The 19732-nt window shown below is 47.5% G+C and carries 19 protein-coding genes; 3 read left to right on the top strand and 16 right to left on the bottom strand.

All coding sequences use genetic code 11. The features are described 5' to 3' along the window. Positions 1-51: 51 nt before the first annotated feature. From VSQ32_19980 to VSQ32_19965, 4 genes are all read right to left on the bottom strand, one after another. On the bottom strand, positions 52-807 hold the full coding sequence (locus VSQ32_19980) for a DUF975 family protein (protein MEH2945061.1): 756 nt from the start codon (positions 805-807) through the stop codon (positions 52-54). 83 nt (positions 808-890) lie between these two features. Beyond that, positions 891-3572 carry a leucine-rich repeat protein gene (locus VSQ32_19975; protein MEH2945060.1) on the bottom strand — a complete coding sequence of 894 codons (2682 nt, stop codon included), beginning with the start codon at positions 3570-3572 and terminating at the stop codon, positions 891-893. Between the two features lie 123 nt (positions 3573-3695). Beyond that, positions 3696-4430, bottom strand: a complete 735-nt coding sequence (locus VSQ32_19970) for a PepSY domain-containing protein (protein ID MEH2945059.1) — start codon at positions 4428-4430, stop codon at positions 3696-3698. Positions 4431-4463: 33 nt separating this feature from the next. Next, entirely contained in the window at positions 4464-5024 is a 561-nt protein-coding gene (locus tag VSQ32_19965) for a hypothetical protein (protein ID MEH2945058.1), read from the bottom strand. Between the two features lie 422 nt (positions 5025-5446). On the opposite strand from VSQ32_19965, the gene VSQ32_19960 reads away from it, so the two are divergent. Then, a complete protein-coding gene (locus tag VSQ32_19960) occupies positions 5447-5887 on the top strand; it encodes a DUF2752 domain-containing protein (GenBank protein ID MEH2945057.1) in 441 nt (146 codons plus the stop codon). A 7-nt stretch (positions 5888-5894) separates the two neighbouring features. On the opposite strand, the gene VSQ32_19955 is transcribed toward VSQ32_19960, so the two are convergent. From VSQ32_19955 to VSQ32_19915, 9 genes are all read right to left on the bottom strand, one after another. After that, on the bottom strand, positions 5895-7100 hold the full coding sequence (locus tag VSQ32_19955) for an aspartate kinase (protein MEH2945056.1): 1206 nt from the start codon (positions 7098-7100) through the stop codon (positions 5895-5897). Positions 7101-7124: 24 nt separating this feature from the next. Then, the gene (locus VSQ32_19950) at positions 7125-8330 is read right to left on the bottom strand and encodes a cofactor-independent phosphoglycerate mutase (GenBank protein ID MEH2945055.1); all 1206 of its coding nucleotides are present in this window, start codon (positions 8328-8330) and stop codon (positions 7125-7127) included. A gap of 23 nt (positions 8331-8353) precedes the next feature. After that, on the bottom strand, positions 8354-9556 hold the full coding sequence (locus tag VSQ32_19945) for a homoserine dehydrogenase (GenBank protein MEH2945054.1): 1203 nt from the start codon (positions 9554-9556) through the stop codon (positions 8354-8356). 63 nt (positions 9557-9619) lie between these two features. Continuing rightward, a complete protein-coding gene (locus VSQ32_19940) occupies positions 9620-10063 on the bottom strand; it encodes an ACT domain-containing protein (GenBank protein ID MEH2945053.1) in 444 nt (147 codons plus the stop codon). 158 nt (positions 10064-10221) lie between these two features. Next, on the bottom strand, positions 10222-10677 hold the full coding sequence (locus VSQ32_19935) for a hypothetical protein (GenBank protein MEH2945052.1): 456 nt from the start codon (positions 10675-10677) through the stop codon (positions 10222-10224). Beyond that, the gene (locus tag VSQ32_19930; protein ID MEH2945051.1) at positions 10674-11726 is read right to left on the bottom strand and encodes a TFIIB-type zinc ribbon-containing protein; all 1053 of its coding nucleotides are present in this window, start codon (positions 11724-11726) and stop codon (positions 10674-10676) included. The genes VSQ32_19935 and VSQ32_19930 overlap by 4 nt, the downstream gene beginning before the upstream one ends. A gap of 28 nt (positions 11727-11754) precedes the next feature. Further along, positions 11755-13050: an SPFH domain-containing protein gene (locus VSQ32_19925; GenBank protein ID MEH2945050.1), complete on the bottom strand. Its 1296-nt coding sequence runs from the start codon at positions 13048-13050 to the stop codon at positions 11755-11757. Positions 13051-13206: 156 nt separating this feature from the next. Then, positions 13207-14323 (bottom strand): peptide chain release factor 2 gene (gene prfB / locus VSQ32_19920; GenBank protein ID MEH2945049.1). Its coding sequence is split into 2 segments (ribosomal slippage): positions 13207-14247 and positions 14249-14323, totalling 1116 coding nucleotides; the frame shifts between segments, so codons are not numbered across the junction. Between the two features lie 145 nt (positions 14324-14468). Then, positions 14469-15185, bottom strand: a complete 717-nt coding sequence (locus tag VSQ32_19915) for a DNA alkylation repair protein (protein MEH2945048.1) — start codon at positions 15183-15185, stop codon at positions 14469-14471. Positions 15186-15266: 81 nt separating this feature from the next. On the opposite strand from VSQ32_19915, the gene VSQ32_19910 reads away from it, so the two are divergent. Beyond that, entirely contained in the window at positions 15267-15767 is a 501-nt protein-coding gene (locus tag VSQ32_19910; protein ID MEH2945047.1) for a methylated-DNA--[protein]-cysteine S-methyltransferase, read from the top strand. A 31-nt stretch (positions 15768-15798) separates the two neighbouring features. Continuing rightward, positions 15799-16194, top strand: a complete 396-nt coding sequence (locus VSQ32_19905) for a hypothetical protein (protein ID MEH2945046.1) — start codon at positions 15799-15801, stop codon at positions 16192-16194. A gap of 50 nt (positions 16195-16244) precedes the next feature. On the opposite strand, the gene VSQ32_19900 is transcribed toward VSQ32_19905, so the two are convergent. From VSQ32_19900 to pyk, 3 genes are read right to left on the bottom strand one after another with little or no spacing between them, the layout of a single operon-like run. Further along, the gene (locus tag VSQ32_19900; GenBank protein ID MEH2945045.1) at positions 16245-16802 is read right to left on the bottom strand and encodes a Uma2 family endonuclease; all 558 of its coding nucleotides are present in this window, start codon (positions 16800-16802) and stop codon (positions 16245-16247) included. A gap of 17 nt (positions 16803-16819) precedes the next feature. Then, the gene (locus VSQ32_19895; protein MEH2945044.1) at positions 16820-17953 is read right to left on the bottom strand and encodes an N-acetylmuramoyl-L-alanine amidase; all 1134 of its coding nucleotides are present in this window, start codon (positions 17951-17953) and stop codon (positions 16820-16822) included. A 22-nt stretch (positions 17954-17975) separates the two neighbouring features. Then, complete coding sequence (gene pyk / locus VSQ32_19890) at positions 17976-19727, bottom strand: pyruvate kinase (protein ID MEH2945043.1); 1752 nt, start codon at positions 19725-19727, stop codon at positions 17976-17978. Between the last annotated feature and the right edge of the window lie 5 nt (positions 19728-19732).

The following is a 19732-nucleotide window of genomic DNA, read 5'->3' as shown; positions in this document are numbered from 1 at the left end:
GGTGCTGTCGCAATATTGTATATAAGCTGCATTTTGCGACAGCACCTGATTCTATTCGAAAAATTCGGCACCTGATTCTGATTTTTCCATCCGGTCCAGTTCTCCCGTTACATCCAGATAAAAATTGATCATGGTCTGATTCATATAAGGTGTAATCCAGAGCATTCCCAGCCCGCAGGAACACATGCCCAGCAGGCTCCATCCGATAAAGGTCAGATACAGATAAAACATCCGGCCTTTATTTCCATCCATCAGACGGCTGCTCTCCCGGAGAGCCTCCAATGCTCCCATCCGGGTGTTGTCCACCAGCAGAAAGAACGTCAGATTAAAGCGCAGGACTATCGGTATCAGAATCACGGTCCCCGCCAGATACAGAACAAATCCAATGATATTTGCCAGTACACTCCCCTGCAGAATTCCTACGGACCAGCAGATACTTCCCGGCAGAACGCAGAGCAAATCAATTCCGAATATCATCAGGGTGGCCAGAATATAGCGGTCCGGCCTTCTGGTAAATTCTCCAAACAGCATACCAAGCTCCGAATCCTGATTCCGCGCAAATCCCAGAAGCATTCTGGTAATTCCGCACTGCATAATCATGACAATAACATGCACAAACAGCACTGCCAGCATATATGCGATAAACTGCACCGTTCCCCCTCCGCTGAACAGAAACAGCACATAAAAGGGTATCAGAACCGCCGTTGCAATCAGGCTCATCAACAGTGTCGCCCCAATGGCCAGCCCCCAGTGGCCTGTCAGTTTCTCCCTTGCCAGTCTTTTTAATTCCGCTGATGTTCGTTCCATATCTTCCTACGCTCCATTTCTGTTTTCTTATCACTGTGATTTCATTATTTACCCGTTTCTGCCGGGTACGTCGTTAATTTCTGCTATTTTCTGCCCTTTTTCCACTGAGCATATAAAGTAACTGTTTTTCCGTTTTTACTGGTCAGATTCTTCACAGAGCCTTTGTTTTTATAAGAAGTTCCCTTTCCGTTCTTTCTGGTATTCCATCCCTGAAAAACGTATCCCTTTCTTACATATTTATTCTTTCTCAGAGTGTATTTCACTCCCATACCGCAAAGCATTGGCTCCATACTTCCGGATGTGGCCCCATTGCCTTTAAATTTAATCCGGTACGACTTTTTACAAATATCTACCTGACGCCCGTACCACCTGAACTTCCCGTCTTCTTTCAGGCCGATTTTTCCGGCGGAAAGGGGCGTAATTACAACGGTCTTTTTCAGTTTTTTCGGATTGTATATGATAAAGGCCCGCTCTCCCACCTTTTTCAGCGCAGACGGCAGTGCAACGGTTTGCAGGGACGTACAGTCACTGAATGCATGGCTTCCCAGAGCAGATACTTTTGTTTTGGACAAATCCACTTCCCGCAGGGCTTTACAATCGCCGAAAGCTGAGGTTTCTATCCGTTTCAGGGTTTTGGGCATATACACGGTTTGCAGGGACGTACATCCGTAAAAGGCGTTTTTCCCAATCTTTGACAGCTTTGTCTTCGACAGGGATACCTTTTGCAACGCGGTACATTCTCCAAACGCAAACTCCTCTATCTTTTTGAGATGTTCCGGCATGGTGATATTTTTTAACGAAGGGCAACTGTAAAATGCGCATTCTCCCAGGGTTTCCACCGTAGAGGGTAACTTTACTGTTTTTAACCTGGGAAGCCATCCAAAAGTTCTGTCATCCACCTTTGTCAGTACGGATTCGGACAAATCCACCTCCGACAATTTTTTACATCCGGAAAACACATTTTTATGCAGCTTTGTCAGCGTAGCCGGCGTTTTCACAGACCGCAGGCCGCTGCAGCCATTCAGGGTCCCCTCTTTCAGTTCCGTTATCCGGGTAGCGGATAAATCCAGCTTTTTCAGGGAACTGCAGCCTGCAAATACGCTGTCCTCTATTTCTTTCAGCGTTCCCGGAAACTTTACTGTCTGCAGCTTTTCACACTCATAAAAAGTATGCATTTCCAGTTTTTCCAGGGAAAGGGCAGACAAATCCAGCTCCTCCAACACAGAATTTTCCCATAATTTATAATGGGAAACTTTCGTCACTTCAAAGCCGGCAAAGCTGCTCACACATTTTACCTTTGGCACCCTGGCTCCTGAAAAAGAATAATACCAGTTACAGTTTTTCCACAGCACCTCATCCTGTTCTGTCTCCAGGGTATAATAAGCTGAATTCTCCACTCCGTCCAGCAGTCCGTCTACTCCATATACTTCGTGGTTAGATAATTCTGCGATTTCCTCCGGTGTTAAATCAAAGCGGCTGAAACCGTAGCCGCCATATTCCCAGATTCCGTCTACCGTATAGCGGTTCCAGCTGCACCAGGTAGTATCCAGAAAAATCCACTTTTTCTGATTGCTGTCGTAAGCGGCATTATAGGCGTGATCTTCCCCTCCTATATACATACATGGAATCCCCGCCGCATTCATAAGCGTCCGGGTCAGAAGGGCGTAACCGCTGCAAACCGTCCGTCTCTGTATATATACATCATAAGGCCTGATGTAGAGTATGTCACTGACTTTTTCATACCAGGGATAGTCATAGTAAGTCCTGTCCGATACAAAAGCAGTGATTGCTCTGATTTTCTCATAATCGCTGACACAGCCTGCGACAGCCCCTGCAGCCGCCTGCTGCAGCTCCAGGTACTGAGCTTCTGTCATATCCTTTCTCTCCGGGTCTTCCAGAAAATACGCCGGGTCTGCATAGGTATTGATGATATCCCAGGCCTTTTTCTCAGCAGTAATCATGGCCTCGTCCGCCACCGCCCGGTAACTTACAACTGCAACGCCATAAGAGGAAAAATGTTCCGCCTGAAAAACAATCCTGTTTTCTTCTGTCACAACATGGTCTGATATAAGTTCTGTGCCCTGTGTTTCTGACTCAGAATTCCTCCCTCTTATGTTTGGGGAAGTCCGTTCCGGGGCTTCTGATTCGCCGGAGAGATGAAACAGGCCCACAGCCTTCATTTCATCTTCCAGCGCAGGCTGTAAATCTATATTTTCGATGGCCATCTGAACGGTCTGGTTTTCTCCCGGTTCAAAAATTTGCGGATTTCCCTCTGAATCCGTATATGTAATAGTCACATCAAAGAAATATTGCTGTTCCAGGGAAGGCTGCAGCTTTGCATACATGTCAAAAACGGAACGCTCCTTTTTCTGACGCTCCCGCTCCTCCAGTTTCCGGAACATAACATCTTCCATCTGTCTGACGTCTTCTTCCGGCACAGGCGTAATCTGAATCTGGGCGTCTTTTGGAACAACACCTGCCTCTGCAGACAGGGTGACTCTGACTCCCTGCTGAGGAAATTCCTGCGTACAGGAAAAAGCAGGGTTTTCCAGGAGACTTTTTTCAGTATATTTTTCTTTCTGCTGCAATTTATCCTGTTCCTGAAGGGGCATTTCCGCCTCTGTTTTATCTGCCTGCTTACGGTTCACATCCTGCTGCAGTTCTTCCTGAATTTTCTGTTCCCCTTCATCGGCCAGTACCTGAAGGGGCATTCCTGCCAGAAGCAGGCAGAGACACAGGAACCATACCGTAATTCTTTTTTTCATATTTCCCCACCCCCTGATATTTCCTTATTTATACAATTTCGCACCTGCACGGAAGCAGTCGTACATGCTCTGCATTACAACTTACTTCCGCACCAGTGCGAAACACGTCTTTCATGGTAATATTTAATCTCTGTAATCCTGATCAAAATCCAGTATTTCCCCTGTTACTGCATGAATTTCAATGTCATATTCAAATTCATCTTTGATCAGTTCCACGTCATAAAGGGGTACTCCGTCGTCTTTGTCAAATTCCACCTTGATTACCGTTGCGCCGGGTACCTTCGACAGGGCGATCTGTTTTGCCTTTTCAGCCCCAATATAGTTATTGTTACTCTGTTTGGGCTTGATTTCCTCTTTCCATTCATACCCAATCAGTTCACGGGTTCTTGCATGATATTCCAGTTCATACTTCTTATTCCCTTTTTTCATCTTAACCTTATACTGGTCAATCCCATCGTCATATTTCAGACGGATACTGGTGATGGATGCGCCGGGAACTTTCTTCTGTGCAAGGCTCCTGCATTTGCTCTCGCTCATTTTTTTCTTCCTGCTGGAACGGTCGAGCTTATGCTGTTCCCATCCATACTCAATCAGCTTTCCGTCGGAAGCCCGGTAAGTAAGATTATATTCCTTGGTGCCTTTTACCATTTCAATTTCATAAATCAGCACTCCCTTTTCATAATCTTTGTCTGATTCTACTATGGTTGCATTTTTCACTTTTTTCCTGGCCAGCTTCTCCGCCTCTTTCATACTGTTGATTTTCTTCGCATATACACTATGCGGAGTTGCCAGAACCCCCACGGAAACAAAACAGAACATCAGAAGAAGCATAGCTGCCATTTTACGTTTCTTCGCCATAATGAAAACCTCCTTTGTCATCTTCACACTGGTTTATGCTGCATAATCAATATTTTTCCCTTTTGCGTCCTCTCCTCCCAGTATTTTCCGGCTCTTTTCATAGGGATCTGCCGGATATTTGATACTGGTGGAGGTTGTTCCCCCGGACACATAGGTCTTCCCGCATTCCGGACAGACCGATGTATGAATACTCACAGAAGCCCTGACCACTTTCCCGTCATTCTGGGCCGCCTTTGTATATGCATTGGAAACATGCTCTCCCTCGTGAGCCCGCACTGCACTGCCTGCCGCCTCAGGAGAAATATGAGCTGCCGCCTTAAAGGAAACATTTTCATTGGAGCCGTCCTGATACCTGCGCTTTGCACAGGTCTGGCATTTCTCTCCGTTTTTTTTCACGGAATCGTCTTCGCTTTCCCGATCCCAGTATACACCGTCCGCTTCATAATTTCTTCCGGTTCTGCCCGCTCCGGACATTCCGGTGTTCCCCATATTTTCACTGCTTTTCTGAATTCCGTTCCTTCCATCCCGGTTACTGTCATAATTTCCATAATTATTATAACCGTAACCGCCGATTCCTCCGATTGCTCCTGCCATATAAACACCTCTCTTTCACTCCGTTTTTGTAAACCGCTGCGCGGTACATAACTTTTTCGTACTCAGGAGCCCTCCTGGCTGCCTTCAGGTCTCTTCCCAACTGCCTTCAGGTCTCCTCCCAACTGCCTTCAGGTCTCCTCCCAACTGCCTTCAGGTCTCCTCCCAACTTCGTTGGGTCCCTCCTCAAGGCAAACGTTGGGTCCCTCCTCAAGGCAAACGTTGGGTCCCTCCTCAAGGCAAACGTTGGGTCCCTCCTCAAGGCAAACGTTGGGTCCCTCCTCAAGGCATATTATACCATACTCTTTACTTTTTGACAAACGGGAAAAAAGAGATTATACTAAGGTTTCATAACAAAGGCGCTGTCTGAACTGTCGCAGGCTTTATAAGAAACATACAATACATGATTTATAAGGATAATATTTATGAGACAACGGGAAAAAGAAGAAACTGCCCTGTTTTATACGGGCTGGGCATTACTTGCCATATCGTGTTTGCTGTGGATGTTTTACCGGCTGTTCCCCGGCCTTTTTACCAGCCTGCTGGTACCATGTCTGGTGAAAAGCACGCTGGGAATCTACTGTCCCGGCTGCGGCGGAACCAGAGCTGTCATCAGCCTTCTGCGAGGTGAATTTCTCACCTCTTTTATCTGTCATCCTCTGGTTCTTTACACTGCTGTTGTGGGCGGCTGGTTTTTAATCAGTCAGACCATTGCACGGGTTTCGGGACGCCGGCTGAATATCGGTATGAAATATCGGGACGGATACGTGTGGGCTGCCCTCGTCATTGTAATTGCAAACTTTATCGTCAAAAATCTGCTGTTACTGCTGTTTCACGTGGACTTATTAAAAGATTTTCATCTGTAACAGCAGATTACTCCTCAATAAACTGGTCATGCACCGCCCGCATGGCCTTATCCACATCTTCTTCATTAATCAGCACCGTTATGCGGATTTCTGATGTGGCAATCATGCGGATATTAATGCCGGCATTGTAGAGGGCCTCAAACATCCGGGAGGCCACGCCGGGATTGGACTGCATACCGGCTCCCACAATGGATACCTTTGCTACGGTGTCATTTACTCTGATTTCCCTGGCGGTTATCCGGTTCTTATGTTCTTCCAGTATGGCAACGGTTTCGGCAGCGTCGTCCCTGGCCACCGTAAAAGAAATATCTTTCGTGCCTTCCCGTCCGATGGACTGCAGAATAATATCTACATTGATATTATGTCTGGCCAGCAAATCAAATATTTTAAAGGCAATTCCCGGCACGTCCTTTACTCCGAAAACTGCGATTCTGGCTGTATTTTTATCTACCGCAACTCCGCTGACAAGCATACTTTCCATGTCTGTCTCCTCCTTTACAATGGTTCCCTCGGCATTATTCAGACTGGAACGAACCACCAGCTGTACACCATATTTTTTTGCCATTTCCACGGAACGGTTGTGGAGCACTTTGGCCCCCAGCGTTGCCAGCTCCAGCATTTCATCATAGGTAATTTCCGGAATTTTTCTGGCACTGGGCACAATCCGCGGGTCAGCAGTATATACCCCTTCCACATCCGTATAGATTTCACAGGCGTCCGCGTGAAGCACCGCCGCCAGGGCCACTGCGGTAGTATCGGAACCACCCCGGCCCAGCGTGGTAACATCCTCGTATTTATTCACTCCCTGGAAGCCTGTGACAATCACAATTTTCCGGTTTTCCAGTTCGTGGCGGATACGCCGGGTATCTATTTTCTTAAAACGGGCATTTCCATATCTGGAAGATGTATGCATTCCCACCTGAAAGGCGTTCAGAGAAACAGAGGGCGCGCCAAGGGCTCCCATGGCCATGGCCATCAGGGCAGCGGACGTCTGCTCTCCTGTTGTCAGAAGCATATCAAGTTCCCGCCGGGATGGATTGGGATTGATATCCCTGGCCATCTCCAGCAGGCGGTCCGTAGTCTTTCCCATGGCAGACAGTACCACCACCACGTCATTTCCCTTCTGATAATCTTCCATGCAGCGCCGGGCCACATGATAAATCCGTTCTTTATCTGCTACGGAGCTTCCTCCGAATTTTTTTACTATTAACATAGGGTTCTCCTGAAACTTTTTTCATCATTTTCCGGAAATCAGATAATCTGTCATTTCGCATCCTCTGGAAACATGATGGCCGCTTTCTGCCGCCTCTTTTTCGTTATATTTCCAGGTATTTTTCTGAGGCGCGGTACTGTCATACAACAGATAGGGCACGTCGTCGCCGGTATGGGTACGGATGCGGATGGGGGTGGGATGGTCCGGAAGAATCAGCAGCCGGAATTCTTTCCCTGCCTGCTCCAGCCCTTCTTTTATGGGAGCAATCACCTGTTCATCCAGATACTGAATGGCCTGTATCTTTTTTTCCACACTGCCCTGATGGCCCATTTCATCCGGTGCTTCCACGTGCACATATACAAAATCATAATTGTCTTTTGTCAGCACATCCACAGCAGCCTGGGCTTTTCCCCGGTAATTGGTGTGAAGGCCGCCGTTAGCCCCTTCCACCTGAATTATCTTCATGGAGGCTCCCGCTGCAATTCCCTTCAGCAAATCCACTGCTGACACCATAGCGCCCTTAAGCCCTGTTTTCTCTTCGAAAGACGAGAGGGAAGGCCTTGTGCCGGCGCCCCAGAACCAGCAGGAATTCGCCGGATTCAGCCCCTGTTTCTTCCGCTCCAGGTTGATGGGATGGTTCACCAGAATATCATAGCTTTTCTTCATCATGTTCCGCAGCATTTCATCCTGAGGCAGGTACTGTCCAATGGTCTGGCCCAGTACATCATGGGGCTGAGTCAGTTCCATCACCTGGCCCTGCTGCCAGATGAGCAGATGGCGGTAACTGGTTCCCGCATAAAACTGATATGTCTCTGTTTCCAGTTCTTTTCTGACCGCTTCCAGCAAAATAGCTGCGTCCTCCGTGGAAATCTCCCCGGAGCTGTGGTCCAGAATCTTTTTGTCTTCAAAATGTTCTTCTTCCTCGGTCAGGGTCACCAGATTGCAGCGCAGGGACACGTCCGTGGGCTTCATGTCCACGCCGATACTCAAAGCCTCCAGAGGAGAACGTCCCGAATAATAGATTTTCGGGTCGTATCCCAGCACAGACAGGTTGGCCGTATCGCTGCCGGGAGCCATTCCGTCCGGTATGGTATGGACAGTTCCGATTTCTCCTGCTGCCGCAAGGCAGTCCATACAGGGTGTTTTGGCATATTGAAGGGGCGTCATGCCCTGAAGTTCTTCGATTGGGAGGTCTGCCATTCCATCCCCCAGCACAATCACATATTTCATAATGAATCCTTTCTGTCTCTGCTTTACACTACGCGGATTCTCTGCAAAATGTGCTTCAATCCCGCAGCTTTCTGCTCATATTCTTCTTCTGTCATCTGTTCTGTCAGAAATCCTGTCTCACCGGATATGCCTTCTGCCTTCACAAATTCCACATCACCGAACAGATTTCGAATCTCTGCTTCACTGTCGCTGCTTCTCACAAAAAAGCAGCTTTTGGCTTTCCTGCTGTCCACCAGCTCCATTTTCCGGGAACTCCAGGAAATCAGGATATTCTTGTGGAGATGCTTTGCAATATCCACAATATCGGCAACCACCGCGCTGGCGGTAGGAAGTTTTCCTGCGCCGCTTCCATAGAACATGGCGTCTCCCAGCACGTTACCATGGACAAAAATTGCATTGAACACATCATTTACATTGTAGAGGGGGTGTTCCTGGGACAACAGAAAAGGCGCAACCATGGCGCAGTATCCTTCTTCTGTTTTCCTGCTGGTGGCCAGAAGTTTGATTACCCGGCCCATGGCTTTTGCATAACGGATATCTGCTGCTGTAATTTTTGTAATTCCTTCCGTATATATTTCCTCAAAATCCACCTGCTGCCCGCATACCAGAGAAGTCAGAATTGCAATTTTCCGGCAGGCGTCATAGCCTTCGATATCGGCAGTGGGGTCTGCTTCCGCATAGCCTCTGGACTGGGCGTCTTTTAACACATCGTCAAATTCCAGTCCTTCAAAGGTCATCTTGCTCAGCATGTAATTGGTGGTTCCGTTTAAAATTCCGGTGATTTCCTCAATTTCATCTGCAGTCAGAGAAGAATTCAGAGGACGTATAATGGGTATTCCGCCGCCCACGCTTGCCTCAAACAGAAAATTGATACTCTGTTCTCTGGCAATGGAAATCAGTTCCGCTCCGTGTTTTGCCACCAGCGCCTTATTGGAAGTGGTAACGCTTTTTCCTGCCAGAAGAGCCTGCTTTACAAAGGTGTAAGCCGGTTCCACGCCGCCCATGGCTTCCACTACTACCTGGATTTCCGGGTCTTTTGCAATGATATCATAGTCATGTACTACTTTTCTCTCCATGGGATCTCCCGGAAAATCCCGCAAATCCAGAATATATTTTACCTCAATTTCATCTCCTGCACGTTTTGCAATGCTTTCCCGGTTGGTGTTAAGCACCTCCACCACCCCGGAGCCTATGGTTCCGTATCCTAAAATTGCAATCTTTATCATAGTTTCCTCCATTCTGCATATTCATAATCCGCAACAGTTCTGAGACTCTCACTGTCCCATCCTTCACTCTCTTGCCAGTATTTTTACATAGTGAACCCCGTTTTGCTGCTCAATATTTTCTATCATCTGGGACACATTTTTCGTATCCGGGAGCACGTCCACACTTAAAGTCAGAGACGCCACTCCATTTACCGGAATACTCTGATGAATGGTCAGGATATTGGCATGGAAATCTGCCACAATCCCAAGAACCAGGGAGAGCAGTCCCGGCTCATCATCCATCTGAATGACCATTGTGATGGTTTTCCCTTTTGCGTTGTCATGAAAGGGAAAAATATCATCTTTGTATTTGTAAAAAGAACTGCGGCTGATTCCCACAAGTTCTGTGGCCTCCTGCACGGATTCCGCCCGGTCCGATTCCAGCAGACGCTTTGCCTCCACCACTTTCAGAAGCACTTCCGGAACCGCCTTTTTCTTTAACACAAAATATTTCGTCTTTTCCTCCATGGTGCCCTCCGGCCTTCTCCACATGCAGCAGTTCAGAAAATCTCTCTGCCGCACCGTTGTCTGTATTTCTGTGAAATACATTTGTTTTTACAGGAAAGATATTAGCACATTTGTTTTGGGAATGCAACCGGTTTTTAAAATTTCCTGCTGCCGGAATTTCATTTGGATATATCCCGTTTCCTGACAAACTGGTTCACCAGCCTATCCTCCCGGATACGGAGTTTTAAACTGCCGTTCTTTTCCACGGGATACCGGTAACCCCCAAATCGCAGCCGGTATTTTATTATAATATTACATGCGGTAATGCCTCCGGCTATCAGCGCCGCCACTGCTGCAATCTTCAGCTCTGTGTCTGTAATGCTCCGTTGATCCCCCTGTCCATCTGCCGCTCTCCCGGTATCTTCCTGAGGTCCTGATTCATATGCCTCTACCTCTTCTTCCGTCAGAATTCCCGCCTGGTCCGTGACTGCCGGCTCCGTTGCCTGCACTTTTACAGGCAGCATCAGACAGAGTACCAGACACATCCATGACAGTATCTGTATTTTTCCGTGCCTCCTCTTAAAATATCCTGTTCTTCCCGTCTTCTGACCGGGACATAAGCTGTATTGATTCATAAGAAATACCCTCCTGCCAGTCCAAGCAGAAATACAATCAGGGCAATCATGCCGCTGAACAGAAACACTTTTTTATAGTCAACAGGGAGTTCTCCGCATACTTTTCCATTCTGTCCGTTCATGGAATAATAGTAAACCTTTCCGTCTCTGCCTTCATAGGTGACTGTCCAGACGGGAAGGAACACATATTCCCAGTTCTGCCGCCGACAGTCCAGATTTATTTTTTTTACAGACAGAGAATCGTATCCGTGAACCGTATCACGAAGCATTTTCCCTCCATATTCTTCGGCCTCCTTCCTCACGCTTATTTCCAGATCTCTCTGCTCTATATCACGCTTTTCTGCCAGAAATCCCGACAGATACCCCATATGAAAGTCCTGCGCTTTTCTCACGTCGTAGGGCAGAACCCCCAGAGAAAGTTTATTGTTTGCTTTTGTCAGTGCATTTCTTGTGATATCCTCCAGATGGATGTCCCCTCTCCGTTCCACCCAATACAGTTTTGTCTCGGTGTACTCTGTATCATCTTCGCGCCACTCCCGAACCTTTTTTCCTTCCGCCTGCAATGTTCCTTCCAAATCCAGATCCACCAGCCAGTAGGGAAAATAGACACCGGTTATTTTGTCCATCTGGCATTTTTTAAAAAATGCTCTCGGAACAAATTTTTTACTGTGCACATATTCCAGAAATTTTTCCGTAGCCTGTTCCTTATCAATGGCAAAAGGGATAATTTTATGGGGCATAAATTCCCCGGATACCCTTCCGGACAACACCACCGGATTATGACAATAGTAACAGAATGACGCCGCGGTGGTTTCATCCGTCACAACCTGAGCCCCGCAGCTGGGACAGCTGTAAACGCTGCCTTCCTGGCTCCCGGTCCCACCGGATGAATCATTTTTCTGCTTTTCTTTCCCTGTTTCAGGCTGCATCTGATTTAATTCTTCCTGCGAAAACGCAGAAGTACAGTATTCACACCTGTACTTCTGCGTTCCCGGATGGAATACCAGTTCGCCGTCGCAGTTCGGACATTTATAACTGATTACTGACATTTGTATTCTCCCTGTATCTTCTGTTTCTCTACCGTACCGGTTTTCCGCACTCAGAACAGAACTTTCCGCTGTTTACCGCTCCGCACTGGCAGCTCCATGTGCCAGGCTGTTCTGCCTTGGGCGCTCCGCACTCGGAGCAGAATTTTCCCTGGTTCACATGGCCGCATTTGCAGGTCCATTCTTCCGGCTTTTTCGGCTGAGGCTTTCCGCACTCGGAGCAGAACTTTCCGCTGTTTACCGCTCCGCACTCACAGCTCCAGCCAGCTTTATTTTGGGCAGGCTGTGACTGAAACTGCTGTCCGTTCCGGCTCTTTTGCATGTTCTGAGCATTCTGCATCTGCATTTGCTGCATATTGGCTGCGGAAGCCGCCCCCATGGCGTTTCCTCCGGCCTGCATACCAACGCCCATTCCCATAAATCCGGCCATGGCTCCGTTGGCATTCGAACCTGCCGCTTCCAGTCCACGGGCCATATGCCCCTGCAGATATCCTTCCCGTACCGTGGGATCGCCCAGCATGGCTCCTTCGTTTCGCATATTAATCAGTTCTGTGGATTTTTCATCATAGGAAACACTGGCAATTCCCACTGCCTGAACTTCCATTCCGCGCATCCGGTTCCAGTCTTCATCCAGGGTATCTGCCATATATTTTCCCAGTTCCCGTCCTTTGGAGGCTACATGGGAAATACGGATTCCGTCGGCTGACATCTGATTGATGGCAGACTGCATGGCTTCCAGAAATTCTGAAAGGTACTGCTCGTTGATATCTTCAATTTCCACCTGCTCCTCATTTTTGGGAATTGCTTCCCCGTAAAATCGTATGGGGTCTGTGATTTTAATGGAATAAGTCCCATGGGCCCGCAGAAACAGCTCCGCATTGTAAAAATTATCAAAATAATTAATAGGATTTCTGGTGCCGAATTTTATCCCTTTGATTTCCTGCAGATTAATATAAAATACCTTCTGTACGGTGGGCGTCTGTCCGCCGAATTTTACCCGTTGAAAAGATTCCTTCACCGTATCCTTTAACTGACCGTTAAACAGGGAAGGCAGCGACGAATCGTCTACCTTATAGTAACCTGGTTCCGCTGTATAATCTACGATTTTCCCTCCGTCCACCAGCATCATAAACTGATTGTCATATACATGGATTACAGATCCGTTACTTACCGTATCATCGGTTCCTTTTACATTTTCGCCCTTCCTGGTCCTGACGCCTCTGGTAAATACCGTTCTGTCTCCCATGTCTCCCGGTTCATATACTTCCAGCCACTGGTCTGCCAGTCCTCCGGACACTGACTGCACTGCCGCTCTGATAATTCCCATTTTTCTTCCTCCTGTACTCTGTCACAGACTGGCAGGAAAGGTTTCTTCTCCTGCCTGCTGTACCCGGGGCACATACTGCGTAAACAGCCAGTTTCCTTATGCGCCCCTGTGCATAAACAGCCGCAGGCCCGCAAGGCGGCGGGCCTGATACAACCGTTACTGTGTTTTTCCCAGACTTTTCCACTTCAGGTAAGCATTGATAAACACATCAATCTTCCCGTCCATCACACTGTCCACATTTCCTGTTTCCGCATTGGTACGGTGATCTTTTACCATGGTATAGGGCTGCATGACGTAAGAACGAATCTGGTTTCCCCAGCCAATTTCCGTTACTTCTCCCCGGATATCCGCTGCTTTTTTCTCGTTTTCTTCCTGTTTTAACAGATAGAGTTTCGCTTTCAGCATCTGCATGGCCTTATCTTTATTCATATGCTGAGAACGCTCGTTCTGACACTGTACCACAATGCCTGTGGGCAGATGAGTAATCCGAATGGCAGAGGAGGTCTTGTTGATATGCTGTCCGCCGGCCCCGCTGGAGCGGTAGGTGTCAATCCGAAGTTCGTCGTCTTTTACTTCAATGTCCAGATCCTTTTCAATATCCGGCATTACATCACAGGAAGCAAAAGAGGTCTGCCTCTTGCCTGCTGCATTAAACGGCGAAATCCGCACCAGACGGTGCACGCCTTTTTCGGATTTCAGGTACCCATAGGCATTTTCTCCCCGCACCTCAAAGGTAATGGATTTGATCCCCGCTTCCTCTCCGTCCAGGGAATCCAGCACTTCCACCTCATATCCCCGGTCTTCCGCCCACCGTTTATACATCCGGTACAGCATGGAATTCCAGTCACAGGATTCCGTTCCTCCCGCTCCCGCATGGAGAGAGACAATGGCGTTTTCCCCGTCGTATTCCCCGGAAAGCAATGTCTTAATCCTGATAGTTTCAAATGTACTTTCAAACTCCTGCAGGGACTCCTCAATTTCCGGTATCAGAGAAGCATCATTCTCTTCATAGCCCATTTCCAGCAGGGTCTCAATATCTTCGTACTGGCCGGAAAGCTGTGCATAGGTCTCCACATCATCTTTCAGACTTTTCAGCTCTTTCATTTTTATCTGGGAAAGCTCCGTATTATCCCAAAAATCCGGGGCTTCCATTTCCCGTTCCAGTTCCTGGATTTTCTTTTCTTTATTTGCCAGGTTAAAGTGAATCCCTCACTTCCACTAATGGTCCTTTGTAGGTGTTCAAAGTTGTTTTGAACTGGTCTAATTCTACCATTGTGTCACCTTCTTTCTTTCATAATATAACTGACTGTATAACTGCCTCAGGGCTTATTATAAAGTTTTACGGCCTTATCGTCAATGGAATCGGGCGAATATGAAAAACAAATATCTTATCAGAGCAGAGAACCGTAAAATCAGATTTACTGCCGTCTCAGGGTTTTCACCAGCTCTTTCTTCTCCCCGGACACTTTCAGAGACTCTGTAATCTTCTGAATGGCCTTGTTATGGGTAAAATCATTCAGAGTATTTTTCTTAAGAACCGGCAGTGTTGCTTCCGGAAACTCCCGGTAGCAGATGGATATTACCCAGGCCTGTGCCATGTTGACATAATAAGCCTCCTGCTGCACCTGCTGCACCGCTTCCAGCACTCTTTCAAGATACGTTTCATTTACATAATAGTCCAGAAGCTGTACCAGCCCAAAACGAATCTGAAATTCCTCCCTGCTGTTTAAGTACTGCTGCAGAAATTCCCAGAATTCCTCCGGCTGGCTTTTGGCCAGTTTGATGGTGGAACATGCGCTGTCACAGACCGACCAGTTATTTATTTTGGGAATAAATGTTTCCAGAAACTCCCTCTTTTCCTGCAAATCTCCTCTGGCATATCCCACAACCATGCCCTGCAGCATTACTTCCTCATAACTGTCATCCGAAGCATGGCAGAAATATGTCTTCCAGTCTCCCTTTGCAATCTGCCGGGCCATTCTGCGCAGCAGGGGCAAACGCACCCCCAGAATATGCTCCACTCCCGGCAGCAGTTTCGAAGTAAACTGCTGAAATTCCGGCTCCGCAAGCTGTTCCATCTGTTTTCTGATTTGGATATTGCATTCCTCCGGCTTTCCGGAAAACAGGACTGTCATTTGTATGTTCTCCTTTTGTTTCTCACAGATTTGTTGTATACTTATCATACTATTATATCTGAAAAAAGAAAGGCTGCAACCATGAAATATTTCGATTATTATATCTCCCCGCAGGGCACCATGCTGATTCAGGAAGAAGACGGACATCTGACTCATCTGAGCCTTGCTGACCCGGAAAAACTTCCGGCGGACTTTCCCGCCGAACAGAAGGACACGCCTCTGATACGCTCTGCCAAAATGCAACTGGGCGAATATTTTCAGGGCAGGCGGAAAACTTTTAACCTTCCTCTGAATCCTGACGGAACTCTGTTTCAGCAAAAAGTCTGGCAGGCTTTATGTACCATTCCCTATGGGGAAACGCGCAGTTATAAAGAAATTGCAGTACAGGTTGAAAACCCAAAAGGCTGTCGGGCGGTGGGTATGGCAAATAACCGCAACCCCATCATGATTATCATTCCCTGTCACCGGGTCATTGGGAGCAACGGTTCCCTTGTGGGTTATGCAGGCGGACTGGATATCAAAGAATGGCTGCTGGAACATGAATACAAAAATTCACATCTGTTTGTTGAAAGAACAGACTGATTTTACATTTTCAAAACCAGGAGATTAAGATATGATTTTCAGAATATTAAGACTGGTATTGTGTATAGCAGGGGTTTATGTTGCTCTGGCCGCAGGCTGTGAATACCGAAGTTTCCGGGGCGGCCACAGATATATCCGGGCTTTTCGGGCAAAAACCCTGTATCAGCATTTTTTTACCCTGCTGCAATGTGAAAAGGATATTCATGGAGCAGATATGGGAAAACTGACTTATCTGGGATACACAGGCGTTTTACTGGCCACAGCAGCCGGCCTTCTGCTTCTGCTGCTGGTCCCGTATCTGTTTCTCACAGGAAACTGGCTTTTTATGGAACTGGCTTTCTATCTGTGGGCCATGTTCAGCATGGGATGGGGATTTTTATCTGTTTTACTTCAGGTTCTGGATGGACTGCTGAACCGGTTTTTCTGAATTTCCGGTGCTTTTCCGGATATCTTCTGAAAAAACACCGGAGTGTTACACTAGGCTTCCACACCTTCAAAAATCTCCCCCAGCGTCATTTTGATATGGGGAAATGTTTTTAATGTTATCTCCGTATCTGCATTATAATATGGCATTTCCCTGTCGCTCTGCAGCATATGACTTTGTTCCAGAATATATGTTCCATTTTCCAGACAGTATATTTCCAGGAATCCCTGCGGTGAAACAATCCAGTATTCTTCCACACCTGCTTTTTCATAAATTTCTTTTTTTTCTGTTTTATCTCTTTTTGCTGTGGAAGGACTCAGTGTTTCTGCAATAAATCTGGGAACTCCGCTGTAACTCCCGCCTTTTAAATGACTGCGGTCGCAGATTACCATAATATCCGGACATACATAATCATCATTTTCATCCGGATGATATTTGAAATCCAAATTCTCCATAAATACAAGACACAGGCTGTTCTGTAAACCATTTCCTATTTTTCTGTTAATATTGTTATTTACAATTCCATGCCGAAAATCCGGAGAAGGTGACATATCATAAATTACACCGTTTATTTTCTCATCTTTTTTTCGTTCCTCTCCTGCCAGTCCCATATCCCCGTATCCTTTCTCTAATTCCCAAAATATGCGTCCACCCCGTCCGCAATGCCTGCGGCAAGCTGGCTCTGATATCCCTCATCCGCCATATTCAAATCCTCTGTGGGATTGGTCATAAATCCCATCTCCACAATGGTGACGGGAACGGTACACCAGTTAATGCCGCTCATGGTATCCGTCTCCCAGATATATTTCTTATTGGCTCCGGTGGCATTCACCGCTCCGTCCAGCACACATTCGGACAGGCTCCGGCACTGGCTGTAAAGACTGCCCATATAGGGATTGCCGGAGGTGGGACAGATAGTCAGAATTCCGTGTTCGCTGCTGTCGTCTGAACCGTTGGCATGTACCCGGATAAATGCGTCCGCTCCTGCATTGTTGGCCACCGCCGCCCGTTCGCTGTTGCTGATATTCACATCATGGCTGGTACGGACCATAAGAACCTGATATCCTCTGGCTTCCAGTTCCGCCTGCAGCTTCAGTGATACCGCAAGGGTCAGCTCGTATTCATTCAGGCCGCTGGCACAGCCGGAAGTACCGCTGGCTACTTTTGCCTTGGTTTCGGAAGCTCCGGGGCCAATGGGCTCCTGCTCGCTGTTCCCTTTGCCCTGATGCCCTGCGTCAATCACCACCAGATATCCGTTATCTGTCATTTCTGATTTCAGTTTCAGATATTCGGAAGCAATGTAGTATTCCTTTCCTTCCAGCTCCACCGCACTCCAGGTTCCGTCGTCCGCTGTCCGTACAAATTCACTTCTGCGGGCCGACGTCTGATACACTTCGCTGTCCGTAGAAGGCGCTGTCCGCACATTGACGGAGGAAGTTGTCACCACTTCTTCCCTGGCATATACCGTAGTTTCTTTATTTAATGCAGGACTGTCAGGCTCTGCATCCAGGTTTTCTTCCGTATTCGGATTTTTTCCCTCATCCGGATTTTCTTTCGGAGCAGATTCTGCTGTTTCCTCTGTATCGGACTGTTCCGGATTATCCGCTGTCTCCGTTCCGGAAGATTCCTGTTTCTCTGTCTGCTGCTCCAAAGCCTGTGAATTCTGTCCGGCAGATTTCCCGACGTTTCCGCATCCGCCGCACAGTATGGCTGCTACCATCAAAAATGCCATCCACACCGTACGTTTCCTGTATTTTTTCATCTGAATCCTCTTTTCTTCCTGGCTAACGATTGCAGCTTACAATTCCTTCTTTTGCGTCCAGAGTGACGTATGCCCCTGTTTTTAAAATATCGGTGGCATATTCTGCTCGAATCAGCACCGGAATATCAAGGCTCAGACCTGCAATCACCGCGTGGGAACCAGCCCCGCCTTCTTCCACAATCAGGCCGGAGGCCTCCCGAATCTGTTCCATCATCTCATTGCTGGTTTCCTTTGCCACAATAATATCTCCTGCTTTAAAATTCCGCCGCAGCTCGGACACATTTTTGCAGACGCAAAGGCTGGCGGATACGGATTTATCACTGATTCCTTCTCCGGTAAGGAGAATATGGCCTGCCACATGGACTTTCAGAATATTGGTTGTTCCAGATACGCCCAGGGGCACTCCGCCGGTAATCACCGTAATATCTCCCATGGAAATCAGGCCGGCCCGTTCTACCACATCCACCGCATGCTCAAACAGTTCGTCCGCATCTTCCTTGGGCTCCATAATCAGGGGCGTCACACCCCAGGAAAGGTTTAACTGACGGCATACCTTGGGGTACATGCTTCCTCCGATAATGGTACAGTCAGGCCTGTATTTGGAAATCATACGGGCTGTCCTTCCCGACTGGGTAACGGTAATTATCGCTGCAGCATTCAGATCATTTGCCGTCGTACAGGTGGCATGGGAAATGGCATTGGTAATATCTGGATTATCCGGATTCTGTCTTGCTTTAAACCGGGCAGTGTAATTGATATCCTGCTCGGTGCGGATGGCAATTTTTACCATGGTTTTTAAAGCCTCCACAGGGTAAAGCCCTGCTGCGGTTTCTCCGGAAAGCATAATCGCGCTGGTTCCGTCATAAATGGCATTGGCCACGTCAGTAGCCTCTGCACGGGTGGGTCTTGGATTCTTCATCATGGAATCCAGCATCTGGGTGGCGGTAATTACCTGTTTCCCGGCCTCGATTACCTTCTTAATCATCATTTTCTGAATGACCGGCACATCCTCCAGAGGAATTTCCACGCCCATATCTCCTCTGGCCACCATAATTCCGTCAGATACCCGGATAATCTCATCAATATTTTCCACGCCCTGCATATTTTCAATTTTGGAAATTATATTGATGTTATTGCAGTTCTTTTCCTCAAAAATTTTCCTTATCTGCAGCACGTCGTCGGCTGTCCGCACAAAAGATGCCGCCACAAAGTCAAAGTCATTTTCAATGCCGAATACGATATCCTCATAATCCTTTTCACTGATATAAGGCATGGTCAGTTCCACATTGGGCACATTGACTCCCTTCTTATTGGAAATCATGCCCCCGTTTATCACATGACAGACGATCTCTGTGTCGGTTACCTCATCCACAATAAGTTCAATCAGTCCGTCGTCAATGAGAATCCTGCATCCTGGCTCCACATCTTTTACCAGATCTTTGTAGGTTATGGAAACCCGGCTGGCATCCCCCAGGATTTCTTCCGTTGTGAGAGTGAATTTCTGCCCTGCTTCCAGCATGGCTTTTCCGTCTTTCAGCTCCCGGAGACGGATTTCCGGCCCTTTGGTATCCAGCAGAGAGGCCACCGGCAAATCCAGTTCCTCACGCAGACGTTTCACTTTTTTCAGCCGTTCTCCCTGTTCCTCGTGGGTGCCATGGGAAAAATTAAATCGGGCAACATTCATTCCCTCTATCATAAGCTGCTTTAATACGTCCTCTTTATCCGTTGCCGGTCCTAAGGTACAGATAATCTTGGTTTTTCTTAAATTTTTCATTTTAC

It is taken from the genome of Lachnospiraceae bacterium JLR.KK002, assembly GCA_036941025.1.
GTDB lineage: Bacteria > Bacillota > Clostridia > Lachnospirales > Lachnospiraceae > Petralouisia.
This window is presented reverse-complemented; position numbering and strand designations above follow the sequence as displayed.

Coding starts and splice junctions, on each gene's coding strand:
- VSQ32_19980 (MEH2945061.1), bottom strand. CDS start 807: ATGGAACGAACATCAGCGGAATTAAAAAGACTGGCAAGGGAGAAACTG.
- VSQ32_19975 (MEH2945060.1), bottom strand. CDS start 3,572: ATGAAAAAAAGAATTACGGTATGGTTCCTGTGTCTCTGCCTGCTTCTG.
- VSQ32_19970 (MEH2945059.1), bottom strand. CDS start 4,430: ATGGCGAAGAAACGTAAAATGGCAGCTATGCTTCTTCTGATGTTCTGT.
- VSQ32_19965 (MEH2945058.1), bottom strand. CDS start 5,024: ATGGCAGGAGCAATCGGAGGAATCGGCGGTTACGGTTATAATAATTAT.
- VSQ32_19960 (MEH2945057.1), top strand. CDS start 5,447: ATGAGACAACGGGAAAAAGAAGAAACTGCCCTGTTTTATACGGGCTGG.
- VSQ32_19955 (MEH2945056.1), bottom strand. CDS start 7,100: ATGTTAATAGTAAAAAAATTCGGAGGAAGCTCCGTAGCAGATAAAGAA.
- VSQ32_19950 (MEH2945055.1), bottom strand. CDS start 8,330: ATGAAATATGTGATTGTGCTGGGGGATGGAATGGCAGACCTCCCAATC.
- VSQ32_19945 (MEH2945054.1), bottom strand. CDS start 9,556: ATGATAAAGATTGCAATTTTAGGATACGGAACCATAGGCTCCGGGGTG.
- VSQ32_19940 (MEH2945053.1), bottom strand. CDS start 10,063: ATGGAGGAAAAGACGAAATATTTTGTGTTAAAGAAAAAGGCGGTTCCG.
- VSQ32_19935 (MEH2945052.1), bottom strand. CDS start 10,677: ATGAATCAATACAGCTTATGTCCCGGTCAGAAGACGGGAAGAACAGGA.
- VSQ32_19930 (MEH2945051.1), bottom strand. CDS start 11,726: ATGTCAGTAATCAGTTATAAATGTCCGAACTGCGACGGCGAACTGGTA.
- VSQ32_19925 (MEH2945050.1), bottom strand. CDS start 13,050: ATGGGAATTATCAGAGCGGCAGTGCAGTCAGTGTCCGGAGGACTGGCA.
- VSQ32_19915 (MEH2945048.1), bottom strand. CDS start 15,185: ATGACAGTCCTGTTTTCCGGAAAGCCGGAGGAATGCAATATCCAAATC.
- VSQ32_19910 (MEH2945047.1), top strand. CDS start 15,267: ATGAAATATTTCGATTATTATATCTCCCCGCAGGGCACCATGCTGATT.
- VSQ32_19905 (MEH2945046.1), top strand. CDS start 15,799: ATGATTTTCAGAATATTAAGACTGGTATTGTGTATAGCAGGGGTTTAT.
- VSQ32_19900 (MEH2945045.1), bottom strand. CDS start 16,802: ATGGGACTGGCAGGAGAGGAACGAAAAAAAGATGAGAAAATAAACGGT.
- VSQ32_19895 (MEH2945044.1), bottom strand. CDS start 17,953: ATGAAAAAATACAGGAAACGTACGGTGTGGATGGCATTTTTGATGGTA.
- pyk (MEH2945043.1), bottom strand. CDS start 19,727: ATGAAAAATTTAAGAAAAACCAAGATTATCTGTACCTTAGGACCGGCA.